At 62.8% G+C, this 15,945-nt stretch carries 10 protein-coding genes; 5 read left to right on the top strand and 5 right to left on the bottom strand.

The window, feature by feature from the left end:
• Positions 1-89 precede the first annotated feature (89 nt).
• Entirely contained in the window at positions 90-2,606 is a 2,517-nt protein-coding gene (gene ptsP, locus KHP07_RS15145) for a phosphoenolpyruvate--protein phosphotransferase (protein ID WP_214497435.1), read from the top strand.
• 2 nt (positions 2,607-2,608) lie between these two features.
• Positions 2,609-2,887, top strand: coding sequence for a PTS sugar transporter subunit IIB (locus tag KHP07_RS15140; RefSeq protein ID WP_078050085.1), 279 nt, complete (start codon positions 2,609-2,611; stop codon positions 2,885-2,887).
• A gap of 136 nt (positions 2,888-3,023) precedes the next feature.
• Here KHP07_RS15140 and mltF read toward each other — a convergent pair whose 3' ends face one another.
• Positions 3,024-4,484, bottom strand: coding sequence for a membrane-bound lytic murein transglycosylase MltF (gene mltF / locus KHP07_RS15135; RefSeq protein WP_078050084.1), 1,461 nt, complete (start codon positions 4,482-4,484; stop codon positions 3,024-3,026).
• 287 nt (positions 4,485-4,771) lie between these two features.
• Here mltF and purL point away from each other — a divergent pair, with 287 nt between their 5' ends.
• From purL to KHP07_RS15120, 3 genes are all read left to right on the top strand, one after another.
• Positions 4,772-8,668: a phosphoribosylformylglycinamidine synthase gene (purL, locus tag KHP07_RS15130; protein WP_078050083.1), complete on the top strand. Its 3,897-nt coding sequence runs from the start codon at positions 4,772-4,774 to the stop codon at positions 8,666-8,668.
• Between the two features lie 4 nt (positions 8,669-8,672).
• Positions 8,673-8,984, top strand: coding sequence for a YqfO family protein (locus KHP07_RS15125; protein WP_214497434.1), 312 nt, complete (start codon positions 8,673-8,675; stop codon positions 8,982-8,984).
• A gap of 175 nt (positions 8,985-9,159) precedes the next feature.
• Positions 9,160-9,447: a hypothetical protein gene (locus KHP07_RS15120; RefSeq protein WP_214497433.1), complete on the top strand. Its 288-nt coding sequence runs from the start codon at positions 9,160-9,162 to the stop codon at positions 9,445-9,447.
• Positions 9,448-9,556: 109 nt separating this feature from the next.
• On the opposite strand, the gene nagE is transcribed toward KHP07_RS15120, so the two are convergent.
• The 4 genes from nagE to nagA are packed head-to-tail and all read right to left on the bottom strand — an operon-like array spanning position 9,557 to position 15,940.
• Positions 9,557-11,263 carry an N-acetylglucosamine-specific PTS transporter subunit IIBC gene (nagE, locus tag KHP07_RS15115; protein ID WP_214497431.1) on the bottom strand — a complete coding sequence of 569 codons (1,707 nt, stop codon included), beginning with the start codon at positions 11,261-11,263 and terminating at the stop codon, positions 9,557-9,559.
• A 27-nt stretch (positions 11,264-11,290) separates the two neighbouring features.
• Entirely contained in the window at positions 11,291-13,801 is a 2,511-nt protein-coding gene (ptsP, locus tag KHP07_RS15110) for a phosphoenolpyruvate--protein phosphotransferase (RefSeq protein WP_214497480.1), read from the bottom strand.
• Positions 13,802-13,830: 29 nt separating this feature from the next.
• Positions 13,831-14,841 (bottom strand): SIS domain-containing protein, encoded by a 1,011-nt coding sequence (locus tag KHP07_RS15105; protein WP_214497479.1) that lies wholly within the window; start codon positions 14,839-14,841, stop codon positions 13,831-13,833.
• Entirely contained in the window at positions 14,834-15,940 is a 1,107-nt protein-coding gene (nagA, locus tag KHP07_RS15100) for an N-acetylglucosamine-6-phosphate deacetylase (protein WP_214497430.1), read from the bottom strand. Before nagA ends, KHP07_RS15105 begins: the two co-directional genes overlap by 8 nt.
• Positions 15,941-15,945 lie beyond the last annotated feature (5 nt).

Here is a 15,945-nt window from a genome sequence, read left to right as displayed (position 1 = left end):
GCAGGCAAGCCAGCTTCCACATTGGATCGTCGTCATCTTGGGGTTGCATCACCCAATGATTTTTACAGAACAAAACAGCAGGTGAAGTCATGACCCCATCTAAACCCCTGGAATTGCTGGCGCCCCTATCCGGTGTGCTGCTGGCACTGGACAAGGTCCCCGACCCGGTATTCTCCAGCCGCGTGATCGGCGACGGCCTGTGCATCGACCCGACCTCGCAGACCTTGTGCGCGCCGCTGGCCGGGGTGATCAGCAATATCCAGGACAGCGGGCATGCGGTCAGCGTGACCGATGACAACGGCGTCCAGGTGCTGCTGCATATCGGCCTGGACACCGTGAACCTGGCGGGCCAGGGCTTCACCCGGTTGGTGCAGGAAGGCCAGCGGGTGGAGGCCGGACAGGCGCTGATCGAGTTCGATGCCGACTACGTGGCTATCCATGCGCGCAGTTTGCTGACCTTGATGCTGGTGGTCAGCGGCGAACCCTTTACCGTAGTGGCGAGCGGTCTTGTGGACGCTGGCCAGCCGCTGTTGCAGTTAGTCCCCCGTGAAACCGCCGAGGCGATGGATGAGGAGGAGGGCGAGGCACTGTTCTCCAAGCCACTGACCTTGCCCAATGCCAACGGCCTGCATGCCCGCCCGGCGGCGGTATTCGCCCAGGCGGCGAAGGGTTTCAAGGCCAGCATCTACCTGCACAAGCAAACCCAGAGCGCCAACGCCAAGTCGCTGGTGGCGATCATGGCGTTGCAGACCGTGCAGGGCGACACCCTGCAAGTGAGTGCGGCGGGCGCCGATGCCGAGGCAGCGATCCAGGCGTTGGTTGCCTTGTTGGCCGAAGGCTGTGGCGAGGCAGTGACGAGTGTTGCCGAGCCGATCGCAATGGTGTTGTCGGCGACGTTGCTTAAAGGCGTCTGCGCCTCACCGGGTTCGGCGTTTGGCCAGGTCGTGCAAGTGATCGAGCCCGAGTGGGTCATCCCTGAACACGGCACGGATGAAGCGTCTGAACGTGCCGCCCTGGCGCGTGGCCTGGTGGCTGCCACCGCAGCGCTGCAAACCCTGCAAGACACGGCTGCCGGCAGCGCCCAGGCGGAGATTTTCCGCGCGCATCAGGAGTTGCTCGAAGACCCGACCTTGCTCGAACAAGCCCACAGCCTGTTGGATGAGGGCAAGAGCGCCGCCTTTGCCTGGAACAGTGCCACGGTTGCGACGGCCAACCTGTTCCGAGGTTCAGGCAATGCCCTGCTGGCCGAACGTGCGGCCGACCTGGCGGACGTCGGCCAGCGTGTGCTGAAACTGATACTGGGGGTCCAGGACAGCGCCTGGGATTTGCCGGAGCGCGCGATCCTGATCGCCGAGCAACTGACCCCTTCGCAGACCGCCAGCCTGGATACCCGCAAAGTCCTGGGGTTTGTCACGGTCGGCGGCGGTGCGACCAGCCATGTCGCGATTCTGGCCCGCGCCCTTGGCCTGCCGGCTATATGCGGCGTGCCCGCCCAGGTGCTGGCGCTGGCCAACGGCAAACAGGTGCTGCTCGACGCTGACAAAGGCGAGCTGCACCTGGAGCCGAACCTGGCCGAGATCGAACGGTTGGAGGCCGCCCGCAAACACCAGGTGCTGCGCCATCAGCGCAATGTGGCGCAGGCGTCTCTACCGGCCACCACCCGCGACGGCCATCACGTCGAAGTGACCGCCAACGTAGCCTCGTTGCAGGAAGTCGAGCACGCCCTGACCCTCGGCGGCGAAGGCGTTGGCCTGTTGCGTTCGGAGTTTCTCTACCTGGACCGCAACCGCGCACCAAGCCCCGAGGAACAAGCCGGCACCTACACCGCGATCGCCCGTGCCCTGGGCCTGGGGCGCAACCTGGTGGTGCGCACCCTTGACGTCGGTGGCGACAAGCCGCTGGCCTATGTGCCCATGGACGCCGAGACCAACCCGTTCCTCGGCTTGCGCGGCATCCGCCTGTGCCTTGAACGCCCGCAACTGCTGCGCGAACAGTTCCGTGCGATCCTCGCCAGTGCCGGTTTTGCGCGGCTGCACATCATGTTGCCGATGGTCAGCCTGCTGTCGGAGCTGCACCTGGCGCGCAAGATTCTTGAAGAGGAAGCGCTGGCGCTGGGGCTCACCGAGTTGCCGAAGCTGGGCATCATGATTGAGGTGCCCTCGGCGGCGCTGATGGCGGACGTGTTCGCGCCCCATGTGGACTTCTTCTCCATCGGCACCAATGACCTGACCCAATACACCCTGGCCATGGACCGCGACCACCCGCGCCTGGCCAGCCAGGCCGACAGCTTCCACCCGGCGGTGCTGCGCCTGATCGCCACCACGGTCAAGGCCGCCCATGCCCATGGCAAGTGGGTGGGCGTGTGCGGCGCGTTGGCCTCCGAAGCGCTGGCCGTGCCGGTGTTGATCGGCTTGGGGGTGGATGAGTTGTCGGTCAGCGTGCCGTTGATCCCCACCATCAAGGCCACCGTGCGCGAGCTGGACCTGGCCGACTGCCAGATCATCGCCCGCCAGGTACTGGGCCTGGAAGAAGCCGCCCAAGTGCGTGAGGCCCTGCGCCAATATCACGCGGCCACTGTTGAAACCTCACCTGTCGTGGAGCTTTGAGCATGTTCGAGAAATTGCAGCGGGCGTTCTGGAAAGCCCTGACGCCGGATTTGATCGCCGAGACGGTCACTGCGCCGACGCAAAGCCTGTTGTCGGCCGAGGTGCTGAACGCGTTGGGTGGGGCGGATAACCTCAAGTCGCAGCAGCGTGTGGCGCTGACGCGGGTGAGGGTGCAGTTGCAGGATGTGGCGAAGGTGGATGCTACGGCGTTAAAGGCAGCGGGGGTGCCAGGTGTGATGGTGCTGACGGGCGGAGTGGTGCATCTACTCACCGGCCTTTAAGCCTAGTGAAGATCCAAATGTGGGAGCGGGCTTGCTCGCGAATGCGGTGTATCAGTCAGACTGTGTAGCGACTGACTCACCGCTTTCGCGAGCAAGCCCGCTCCCACATTAGTCTTAGGGTGTTTGGGAGTGTGTCTTACAACTGCGGGTTATCTTCCGGCGGCTTGGTCTTGTCCACACCCGGCACATGCAAGTTGCCTTCGACCACCTGGTTGCCCTCCAACTGCGGCTGGGTCACCCAGGTGAGGATGTCGTAGTAGCGGCGGATGTTTGCCACAAAGTGCACCGGCTCCCCACCGCGGGCGTAGCCGTAGCGGGTCTTGCTGTACCACTGCTTCTGCGACAGGCGTGGCAGCATCTTCTTCACGTCCAGCCACTTGTTCGGGTTCAGGCCTTCGCGCTTGGCCAGGTTGCGTGCGTCATCCAGGTGGCCGGTGCCAACGTTATAGGCGGCGAGGGCAAACCAGGTGCGATCCGGCTCGGCGATGCTGTCGTCCAGTTCATCCTTGATCTTGGCCAGGTACTTGGCGCCGCCCATGATGCTTTGCTTGGGGTCCAGTCGGTTGGACACGCCCATCGCCTGGGCAGTGTTCTGGGTCAGCATCATCAAGCCGCGAACGCCGGTCTTGGAGGTGACGGCGGGTTGCCACAGTGACTCCTGATAGCCGATGGCCGCCAACAGGCGCCAATCGACCTTTTCTTCCTTGGCATAGGCGCGGAAGTGTTTCTCGTACTTGGGCAAACGCTGCTGCAAGTGCTGGGCAAAGGTGTAGGCGCCCACATAGCCGAGCACGTCGACATGGCCGTAGTAGCGGTCTTTCAGACGCTGCAACGTGCCGTTTTTCTCGACTTTATCCAGGTAACTGTTGATCTCGTTAAGCAGGCTGTTGTCTTCGCCGGCGGCCACCGCCCAGCTCTGGTTGCTGGCGTTGCCCAGGTCGAACGCCACGCGCACGTTGGGGAAGTACACCTGGTTCATTGCCACTTCGTTGGAGTCCACCAGGGTCAGGTCGATTTGCCCTTCGTCCACCATGCGCAGCAGGTCGACCACCTCAACGGCGTCGGATTCTTCGTATTCAATCGCAGGATTCTGCTTTTTCAGCGCCGCCAGTTGCTCGGCGTGGGTGCTGCCCTTGAGTACCATGATCTTCTTGCCCACCAGGTCCGCCGCATTGGTCGGTCGGGACTGGCCATTGCGGTAGATGATCTGCGGGGTGACTTCTAGATAAGGGTGGGAGAAACGCACTTGCTGCTGGCGCTGTTCGCTGCTGACCAGGCCGGCCGCCGCAAGGACCGGGCCGTTGGGCTTGCCCAACTGGCCGAACAGGTCATCGAGGTTGTCGGCGGTCTCGATCTCCAGCTTCACGCCCAAGTCGTCGGCGAAGCGCTTGACCAGCTCGTATTCGAAACCGGTTTCACCGTTGCGGTCCTGGAAATAAGTCGCCGGGCTGTTCCGGGTGACCACCCGCAATACGCCATCCTCCTTGATTCGCTCGAGCGTGCTGGGTTTATCAACACAGGCGCTGAGCATCAGGAAGAGTCCGGTGGCGATGAGCCATTTGGCGCATCGCGGGCGCAAAGCAGTTGGGGAGAACATCTGCGCAGTATACGCAAACGGCCCACGGCGCCATATCTCGACAGCGTGGGAGTTGTCTGCTAGCACCCGAAAAACTGTGCTGCAGCCCGCAGAAACGCGGCTTGGCGAGGGATTGTGACGGTTAAAATAACTGCGCCGAATGGCCTGCTCGCCTCCACGAAAGGGGCGTAATCCAGCCAACTGACGTCTGGCAGCAGCCACCGGTAGCGTTTCGGGTGCCGTTGGCGACGGTTTACGCTAGAATGCACGGCCTCAAAGCACACCCCCTTCCCGAGGCTGTCCCGAAGATGTTGATCCTGCGCGGCGCTCCTGCCCTTTCTGCCTTTCGCCACAGCAAACTCCTTGAGCAACTGAGCCAGAAGGTTCCAGCTGTTACAGGCTTGTACGCTGAATTTGCTCACTTCGCCGACGTTACCGGCGTGTTGACCGCCGACGAACAGCAAGTGCTGGCACGCCTTCTGAAGTACGGCCCAAGCGTTCCGGTTCAAGAGCCTAACGGCCGCTTGTTCCTGGTTCTGCCGCGGTTCGGCACCATCTCGCCCTGGTCGAGCAAGGCCAGCGATATCGCCCGCAACTGTGGCCTGGACAAAATCCAGCGCCTGGAGCGTGGTATCGCTTTCTACGTCGCCGGCCAGTTCAGCGATGCCGAAGCCGAGCTGATCGCCAGCAGCCTGCACGACCGCATGACCCAGATCATCGTCAGCCAGCTGGAACAGGCTGCCGGCCTGTTCAGCCACGCAGAGCCCAAGCCGCTGACCGCGATTGACGTGCTCGGCGGTGGCCGCGCCGCCCTCGAGAAGGCCAACACCGAACTGGGCCTGGCCCTGGCCGAAGACGAGATCGACTACCTGGTCAACGCCTTCAACGGCTTGAAGCGCAACCCGCACGACATCGAACTGATGATGTTTGCCCAGGCCAACTCCGAGCACTGCCGTCACAAGATTTTCAACGCCAGTTGGGACATCGATGGCGAAAGCCAGGAAAAAAGCCTGTTCGGCATGATCAAGAACACCTACGTGATGCACAGCGAAGGTGTTCTTTCTGCTTATAAAGACAACGCCTCGGTGATCGTCGGCTCCGTCGCCGGCCGTTTCTTCCCGGACCCTGAAACCCGCCAGTACGGCGCGGTGCAGGAGCCGGTGCACATCCTGATGAAGGTTGAGACCCACAACCACCCGACCGCGATTGCCCCGTTCCCGGGTGCAGCCACCGGTTCCGGCGGCGAAATCCGTGACGAAGGCGCCACCGGCCGTGGCGCCAAGCCGAAGGCGGGCCTCACCGGTTTCACCGTGTCCAACCTGCAGATCCCAGGCTTCGAACAACCGTGGGAAGTGCCGTACGGCAAGCCTGAGCGCATCGTCACCGCGCTCGACATCATGATCGAAGGCCCACTGGGCGGCGCCGCGTTCAACAACGAATTCGGGCGTCCGGCGCTGACCGGTTACTTCCGTACCTTCGAACAGTCCATCACCACCCCGCGTGGCGATGAAGTGCGCGGCTACCACAAGCCGATCATGTTGGCCGGCGGCATGGGCAACATCCGTGAAGAACACGTCAAGAAAGGCGAGATCCTGGTCGGCTCCAAGCTGATCGTGCTCGGCGGCCCGGCGATGCTGATCGGCCTGGGCGGCGGCGCCGCTTCTTCCATGGCCACCGGCACCAGCTCGGCAGACCTGGACTTCGCTTCCGTACAGCGCGAAAACCCAGAGATGGAGCGTCGCTGCCAGGAAGTCATCGACCGTTGCTGGCAGTTGGGTGACAAGAACCCGATCAGCTTCATCCACGACGTCGGCGCCGGTGGTTTGTCCAACGCCTTCCCGGAACTGGTCAACGATGGCGACCGGGGTGGCCGTTTCGAACTGCGCAACATTCCAAACGACGAGCCGGGCATGGCCCCGCACGAAATCTGGAGCAACGAATCCCAGGAGCGCTACGTACTGGCGGTCGGCGCTGAAGACTTCGCGCGCTTCCAGGCCATCTGCGAACGCGAGCGCTGCCCGTTTGCCGTGGTCGGCGAAGCCACTGCCGAACCGCAGCTGACGGTTACCGACAGCCACTTCGGCAACAGCCCGGTGGACATGCCGCTGGAAGTGCTGCTGGGCAAAGCCCCGCGCATGCACCGTTCGGCGGTCCGTGAAGCCGAGCTGGGCGATGATTTCGACCCAAGCCAACTGGAACTGGCCGACAGCATCGAACGCGTGCTGCACCACCCGGCCGTGGCGAGCAAAAGCTTCCTGATCACCATCGGCGACCGCACCATCACCGGCCTGGTGGCCCGTGACCAAATGGTTGGCCCATGGCAGGTCCCGGTGGCTGACGTTGCCGTCACCGCCACCAGCTTCGACGTCTACACCGGTGAAGCCATGGCCATGGGCGAGCGTACGCCGCTGGCCCTGCTGGACGCTCCCGCGTCGGGCCGCATGGCCATTGGTGAAACCCTCACCAACATCGCCGCTTCGCGCATCGGTAAATTGTCCGACATCAAACTGTCGGCCAACTGGATGTCCGCTGCCGGCCACCCAGGTGAAGACGCGCGCCTGTACGACACCGTCAAAGCGGTCGGCATGGAGCTGTGCCCGGAACTGGGTATCACCATTCCGGTGGGCAAGGACTCCATGTCCATGGCCACCCGTTGGAACGAAGACGGCACCGACAAGAGCGTCACCTCGCCGCTGTCGCTGATCGTCACCGGTTTCGCACCGGTCACCGACATTCGCCAGACCCTGACCCCGCAACTGCGCATGGACAAGGGCACCACCGACCTGATCCTGATCGACCTGGGCCGTGGCCAGAACCGCATGGGCGCCTCGATCCTGGCGCAGACCCATGGCAAGCTCGGCAAGCAGGCACCGGACGTCGATGACGCCGAAGACCTCAAAGCCTTCTTCGCCGTGATCCAGGGCTTGAACGCCGACGGCCACCTGCTGGCTTACCACGACCGTTCCGATGGCGGCTTGCTGACCAGCGTTGTCGAGATGGCCTTCGCTGGCCACTGCGGCCTGAACATCGTGCTCGACAGCGTTGCCGAGGATGCTGCCGAGATCAACGGCATCCTGTTCAACGAAGAGTTGGGTGCGGTGATCCAAGTTCGCCAGGACGCTACCCCGGACGTACTCGCCCAATTCAGCGCCGCTGGCCTGGACGACTGCGTGGCCGTGATCGGCCAGCCGATCAACAACGGCGAGATCAACATCTCGTTCAACGGCGACACTGTATTTGCCGGTCAGCGCCGCTTGCTGCAACGCCAGTGGGCCGAGACCAGCTACCAGATCCAACGCCTGCGTGATAACGCCGACTGCGCCGAGCAGGAATTCGACGTGATCCTGGAAGAAGACAACCCGGGCCTGAGCACCAAGCTCAGCTTCGACGTCAACCAGGACATCGCCGCGCCTTACATCAAGAAAGGCATTCGCCCACAGGTTGCCGTACTGCGTGAGCAGGGCGTCAACGGCCAGGTGGAAATGGCAGCCGCGTTCGACCGCGCAGGCTTCAATGCGATCGACGTGCACATGAGCGACATCCTCGCCGGTCGCGTTGACCTCAATGAGTTCAAAGGCCTGGTGGCCTGCGGTGGTTTCTCCTACGGCGACGTGCTGGGTGCCGGTGAAGGCTGGGCCAAGTCGGCCTTGTTCAACAGCCGTGCCCGCGACGCCTTCCAGGGCTTCTTCGAGCGCAACGATAGCTTCACCCTGGGTGTGTGCAACGGTTGCCAGATGATGTCCAACCTCAGCGAGCTGATCCCGGGCAGCGAGTTCTGGCCGCACTTCGTGCGTAACCGTTCCGAGCAGTTCGAAGCCCGTGTCGCCATGGTGCAGGTGCAGGAGTCCAACTCGATCTTCCTGCAAGGCATGGCCGGTTCGCGCATGCCAATCGCCATCGCTCACGGTGAAGGCCATGCCGAGTTCGAAAGCGAAGAAGCGTTGCTGGAAGCCGACCTGTCCGGCACCGTCGCCCTGCGTTTTGTCGACAACCACGGCAAGGTTACCGAGACCTACCCGGCCAACCCGAACGGTTCGCCGCGCGGGATCACCGGCCTCACCAGCCGCGACGGTCGCGTGACCATCATGATGCCGCACCCGGAGCGTGTATTCCGCGCCGTGCAGAACTCGTGGCGTCCGGAAGAGTGGAACGAAGACGGCGCCTGGATGCGCATGTTCCGCAACGCCCGTGTGTGGGTGAACTAAGGCGGTGTATAAGCTCAGCTTCTTCGTGCCCGACAGCCACGTGGAGACGGTGAAGACCGCCGTCTTCGCCGCTGGCGGCGGGCGCATCGGCAATTACGACAGCTGCGCCTGGCAAGTGCTGGGCCAAGGCCAATTCCGCGCGTTGGACGGCAGCCAGTCGTTCATCGGGCAGGTGGGCCAGGTTGAAGTGGTTGAAGAGTGGAAGGTGGAGTTGGTGGTGGCGGACGAGTTGATCGTGGCTGTTGTGGCGGCGCTCAAACTCAGTCACCCGTATGAGACACCGGCGTATGAGGTGTGGCAGTTGGCGGATTTTTGATTCGTTGGCTGCATAAACACGAAACCCGCTGGGCCAGTTTGGCCAGCGGGTTTTTTGTTGTCCACACGGACCTCATCGCCGGCAATTCGGGGTGTCACCTGTCAATGTTGACAGTTACGGTAGGGGTAAAAGAGGCGTTTACTGCAGGTTCTTCCAATCGTTTGAGGACAGAATCATGCCATTCTTGATCAACAGCGTGACCGATTCGCACGGGAAATTGATTCCTGAGCGCGCGGAAACCCAAGACACTAAGTTGACGTTCAGCGTCGAAACAAGCCAACCCAATCAGACTTTTACGGTGCGAAACAGCAAAAATGTATTGGTTTCCAGCAAATCAGGCCCTGATAAACAGGGCACTGTCGACGTCGACTTGGGAGGTAGGCCCAAGGGAGAGTATGCTTTTAACGCAGCTTCAGTGCCGGATACCGAATTCTCCAAGAGCTATCGCATTTATTTAGTTTGATACGAGATGGTTGCTCACACATAAAGTGCTCCCACATTTAGAACGGTGAATACATTCAAATGTGGGAGTCGGGCTTGCCCGCGATGAGGACAGGCCAGCCATTGCACCTCTAAACCCTGGCCCCGACCTCACGGCCACTCACCAACCGCTCCAACACCTCACCCAACCCGGATGCCTTGTCACCAATCAACAGGTGCCAAACACCGCTTTCCAGCTGGCTCACACCCTGGCAACCCAGAGCCGTCAGGTCAGCTTCAGACAACACCGAGTCATCCCCTAACTCCACCCGCAACCGCGTCATCGCCACCGCTTCCAACTGGCGAACATTCCCTCGGCCACCCAAGGCATTCAGCCACTTCTCGGCTTCCTGCACATTCACCGCCACCGGTTTATCCACAGACGCAACCGCCACCGGCGCACTGGCAACAAACGAAGGCATGGCCAACCGAATCTCATCGGCAATGCTGTCTGCCATCGGCCCGACCACCACCTGCAAACTGCCGCCGTTACCTGGCCGGACGACCGCCATGGCACCCAGGGCTTTCAGCTCCGCATCCACCGCCTTGTTGCGATCCGCCATGTCCAACCGCAGGCGCGTGGTGCAGGCGCCAACGCTCAGCAAGTTCTGCGCACCGCCCAAGGCCTGGATGTAGGCCGTAGCGCGCTGGTTATCCGTCATCACCTCAGCCTGCACCACCTGGATATCTTCCCGCCCCGGCGTTTTCAGGTTGAAGCGACGAATGCAGTAGTTGAACACGCTGTAGTAGATCAGCGCATAGGCCAAGCCAACCGGGAATACCAGCCAGCCGTTGGTGGACTTGCCCCAGCCCAGCACCATGTCGATAAACCCACCGGAGAAGGTAAAGCCCAGGTGGATATTCAGCATATTGGTGACCGCCATCGACAGGCCGGTCAGCACCGCATGGATCAGGTACAGGAACGGCGCGAGGAACATGAACGCGAACTCAATCGGCTCGGTCACCCCGGTCAGGAACGAGGTCAGCGCCATCGATAGGAAAATCCCGCCCATCACTTTGCGGCGCTCGGGCAAAGCGTTGCGGTACATCGCCAGGCACGCGGCAGGCAGACCGAACAGCATCACCGGGAACATGCCGGTCATGAACTGGCCGCCTTTGGGGTCGCCAGCGAAGTAGCGGGTCAGGTCGCCCGTCACCACCGCGCCGGTGGCCGGATCGGTAAAGGTGCCGAACACAAACCACGCCATGTTGTTGAGGATGTGGTGCAGCCCGGTGACGATCAGCAGGCGGTTGAACACGCCAAACACAAACGCACCCAGGCTGCCGCTTTCCATCAACAACACGCCGAAGCTGTTGATGCCGTGCTGGATCGGCGGCCAGATCAAACCAAAGATCACGCCCAATCCGACCGCACTGAACCCGGTGACTATCGGCACGAACCGTCGCCCACCAAAGAACGCCAGGTACTCCGGTAGCTTGATGTCCTTGAAGCGGTTGTACAGCCCGCCCGCCATCAGGCCGCTGGCGATACCGGCAAGCATGCCCATGTTGATGGACGTGTCCATCACCTTGAGCGTGGAGACCATCACCAGGTAACCAATCGCACCCGCCAAACCGGCCGTGCCGTTGTTGTCGCGGGCAAACCCCACGGCGATACCGATAGCGAAGATCAGCGCCAGGTTGGCGAAGATCGCCTGCCCGGCGTCGTGCATCACCGCGATGTTCAAAAGATCGGTGTCGCCCAGGCGCAGCAAGAGGCCGGCGATCGGCAGGATCGCAATCGGCAGCATCAGTGCACGGCCCAGGCGTTGCAGGCCTTCGATGAAATGTTGGTACATGGCGAGTCTCCTTTTTTCTTGTTGTTGTCAGCTCAGCGGCCAGTGGTGTTGACAGGCTTGGCGAACGGCTTTGGCGCTGCTCAGGTCGAGCAGCCCTTGGCTCAGTTGCCGGCATTGCGCCGCGTCCAGGTGGCGGACACGGTCCTTGATTTCTCCGATCTGCGGCGGGCTTACCGACAGCTCGCTGACCCCCAGGCCCACCAGGACCGGCGTGGCCAACGGGTCGGAGGCGAGAGCGCCACACACGCCGACCCAACGCCCGTGTTTTGCAGCGCCCGCGCAGGTCTGGGCGATCAGCCGCAGCAGCGCCGGGTGCAGCGCATCGACGCGCGCGGCAAGACCGGCGTGGTCGCGGTCCATGGCCAGGGTGTACTGGGACAAGTCATTGGTGCCGATGGACAGGAAGTCCGCGTGCTTGGCCAACTGCTCGGCCATCAGTGCGGCTGCGGGCACTTCGATCATCACGCCCAGTTCGGGGCGCTGGGTCAGTTCCAGCTCCACGCACAACTCATCCAAACGCTGGCGGATCTGCAGCAGCTCATCCACCTCACTGACCATCGGCAGCAGGATGCGGCAGCGCTCCAGTGGGGAGACCTGCAGCAGCGCGCGCAGTTGCTGGTCGAGCAGTTCCGGGCGCACTTGGGCCATGCGGATACCGCGCAGGCCCAGCACCGGGTTGGCTTCGACGGGCAGTGGCAGGTAATCGAGTTGCTTATCGCCGCCCACGTCGATGGTGCGGATGATCACTGACTTGTCGCCCATGGCATCCAGTACGGCTTGGTAGGCGTGGCGTTGTTCCTGCTCGTCCGGCGCGGTGCGACGGTCGACGAAGAGGAATTCGGTGCGCAGCAGGCCGACGCCATCGGCACCGTTTTCAAACGCCACTTGGGCTTCGGCACTGGAAGCGACATTGGCGGCCACTTCGATGGTCACACCATCGCTGGTGCGCGCCGGCTGTTGGGCCTGGGCCTGTTGCTGCTGGCGACGCAGTTTCTGCGCGTCACGAATCTGGTGCACTTCGGCGTGGCGCGCGTCGCTGGGTGCCAGTTCCAGGCGGCCGTTGGCGGCGTCCAGCACCACACGTTGACCTTGGGGCACATCGAGGACTTCGGCACCCAACGCCACCACGCAGGGCAAGCCTTTGCCGCGAGCCAGGATTGCCACGTGAGAGGTGGCGCCGCCTTCGGCCATGCAAATGCCGACGGCCTGTTGCGCGCTGAGTTGCAGCAGGTCTGAGGGGGTCAGTTCATGGGCGCTGACAATCGACCCCGCGGGCAATTCGAAATGCCAGGCCTCACCCAGCAACGCACGCAGTACCCGTTGTTGCAAATCACGCAGATCGTTGGCGCGTTCGGCAAACAGTGGTTTGCCCAGGGCCAGCAATACCGCGCATTGCGCCTGGATTGCATCGCGCCAGGCGTGAGTCGCTGCGCTGCCTTTTTCGATGGAGCCGGTCGCGGCTTCCAGCAGGTTAGGATCTTCCATCAGCGCGAGGTGGGCGGCGAAGATGTCTTCTTCCTCGACGTTCTTGCGCTGGCGCGCTTGATCCAGAGTCATGCGAATTTCGCTGCGCACTTGCTCCAGGGCGGTGTCCAGGCGTTGCAGTTGCTCATCGGCAGCATGGTGGCCGGTGTCTGCCGGCAGTTCGATACCCGTCAGGCGGAACAGCGGCCCACATACGAGACCCGGAGCAGCACACACACCTTGCAACACGCCGGCTTCGGTGTTGGCTCGGCGTGGGGTGGCAACGACGGGGGCGTGGTGTTCTTCCTTAATGGCGGCGGACAAGGCCGCGACCAGTGCCTGCAACGCCGCCTCCGCATCCTTGCCGCGACAGCTCACACGCACTTCATCCCCTTCGCCAATACCCAGTCCCATCAAGCCAATCAAGCTGTCACACGAAGCTGATTTGTCACCGAAATGCAGCTGTGCCTGGCTGCTGAAACCCTGGGCCGTCTTGCGGATCAACGCCGCCGGACGCGCATGCAAACCACCGCGATGCGTGATGCGCACGCTGGCGCTGACTTCAGCGTCCGAGTTATCCACAGCGGTTTGAACCGCTGCCGCCGAACGCGCCACGACCCGCAACAACGGCTCGCCGACCTTGATCGATTGCCCGGCTACCGAACGCAATTCGAAACGTTCGCCATTGGTCAGGATGATCAGGCTGATCAAGCTCTTGCACTGGCGCGCAATGCGGTCCAGGTCAAACTGCACCAATGCTTGCCCCTTGCTCACCTTCGCGCCTTCCTTCACCTGCAAGGCAAAGCCATCGCCGTTCAGTTCCACCGTATCGATGCCCACATGCATCAACACCTCGGCACCGTTCTGGGCGCGAATCGTCAGGGCGTGCCCGGTGCGCGCGACATGGATGATCACGCCGTCACAGGGCGCATGCAGGCAATCGTTCAGGGGGTCGATGGCAATACCGTCGCCCATGGCGTGGCTTGCGAACACTTCATCAGGAACGTCGCCCAGGGTCAGCACGGGCCCGCTTAACGGGGCGCTGAGGGTCAATTCATTATTGTTGTAGGGCATGGGCACGGTACTCATCAGGAAAACGCCACTCAGTGAGTGCGGGTAACTTTGCTCAGGTGACGCGGCTGGTCCGGGTCCATGCCCCGGGCTTGCGCCAAACCTGCCGCAATCACGTAGAAACTCTGGATCGCCAGGATCGGGTCCAGGGTCGGGTGTTCGGCGCGGCTCAGGGTCAGGTCGCGTTCGGCGATATCGTCTGGCGCAGCCAGCAACACACGGGCGCCGCGTTGGCGCATATCGGCGGCCAGGCTCAACAGGCCAGCCTGCTCGGCGCCGCGTGGGGCGAACACCAGCAAGGGGTAATTCTTGTCGATCAAGGCCATCGGCCCGTGGCGCACTTCGGCGCTGCTGAAGGCTTCGGCCTGGATCGCCGAGGTTTCCTTGAGCTTGAGTGCAGCTTCCTGGGCGATGGCGAAACCGGCGCCGCGACCGATGACCATTAATTGCTGGCAGTCGCGCAGGGCGTCGATGGCAACCGTCCAATCTTGCTGGGCGGCGGCACGCAGGTCATCGGGCAGGGCGCGGCAGGCTTGCAGCAACTCGGTTTCCTGGTTCCAGTGGCCGATCAGCTGCGCGCTGGCGCTGAGGGTGGCGATGAAGCTTTTGGTCGCGGCCACGCTGTGTTCCGGCCCGGCGCACAGCGGCACATGGAATTCGCAGGCGGCTTCCAGCGGCGAGTCTTCGGCGTTGACCAGCGAAATGCTCAGGGCACCGCGTTTGCGTAGCAGACGCAGGCTGTTCACCAAGTCCGGACTTTGCCCCGACTGGGAGAAACCAAACGCCACCTGGCCGCTGACTTTCATTGGCGCCTGCAACAGGGTCACTACCGACATCGGCAACGACGCCACCGGAATGCCGACGTGCTGCATGGTCAGGTAGGCGAAATAGCTGGCGGCATGGTCCGAACTGCCACGGGCGATGGTCATCGCCACCTGCGGCGGCTGACGGCGCAGGCGGCCGGCGATTTCCTCCAGCGCCGGGTCCAGGCGTTGCAGTTGGGCGGCCACGGCGTCGCAGGAGGCCAGGGCCTCTTCAAGCATTTTTGAAGTCAATGGTTTCTCCTTCGACCATTACGTCGGTGAGTGTCAGGGAGCGGTCCAGGCGCACGCAGTCGGCAAAGCTGCCGGGTTGCAGGCGACCGCGTTCTTCCAGGCCCAGGTAGTCCGCAGGAAATTGCGACAGGCGTTGTGAGGCTTCGCTGATGGGCAAGCCGATCTTCACCAGGTTGCGCAGCGCCTGGTCCATGGTCAGGGTGCTGCCGGCCAGGGTGCCGTCGGCCAGGCGCACGCCGCCCAGGCATTTGGTCACGGTGTGGCTGCCCAGTTTGTATTCACCGTCGGGCATGCCGGCGGCGGCGGTGGAATCGGTGACGCAATACAGGCATGGGATCGAGCGCAACGCCACGCGCATGGCGCCGGGGTGAACGTGGAGCAGATCCGGGATCAATTCGGCGTATTTGGCGTGGGCCAACGCGGCGCCGACGATGCCCGGCTCGCGGTGATGCAACGGGCTCATCGCGTTGTACAAATGGGTAAAGCTGGTGGCCCCGGCGGCGAGGGCGGCGACGCCTTCTTCGTAGCTGCCCAGGGTGTGGCCGATCTGCATGCGCACGCCGCGTTCGCTGAGGGCACGGATCAGGCCGTCATGCCCGGCGATTTCCGGCGCGATGGTGATCACCCGGATAGGCGCCAGGCGCAGGTAGGCTTCCACTTCGGCCATCAACGCGGTGTGGGCGAAGTTGGGTTGGGCGCCGAGTTTTCCGGGATTGATGTAGGGCCCTTCCAGGTGCACGCCGAGTACACGGGCGCTGCCGGCAGGACGTTGCTCGCAGAAGGTGCCGAGCTGGCAGAGCACGCTTGAGATTTCCTCCACCGGAGCGGTCATGGTGGTGGCCAGCAACGAGGTAGTACCGAAGCGCACATGGGTGCGGGTGATCGTCTCGAAGGCATCGCGGCCTTCCATGATGTCCGCGCCGCCACCGCCGTGCACATGCAGGTCGATAAAGCCCGGCAGCAGGTAGGGCAACTCGTTTTCAGCCGGGTCGCAGGGCGTGCCTTCGATGGCGACGACCTTGCCGTGCGCGTGCACCAGGCGGCCGCGAATCCAGCCGCTGGGCGTGAGGATGTTGTCTTCGGACATGGGCA

The organism is Pseudomonas sp. VS40 (assembly GCF_018587885.1).
GTDB lineage: Bacteria > Pseudomonadota > Gammaproteobacteria > Pseudomonadales > Pseudomonadaceae > Aquipseudomonas > Aquipseudomonas pergaminensis.
Note: the sequence above shows the minus strand (reverse complement) of the source record. Positions and strands in the feature narration are given on the sequence as shown.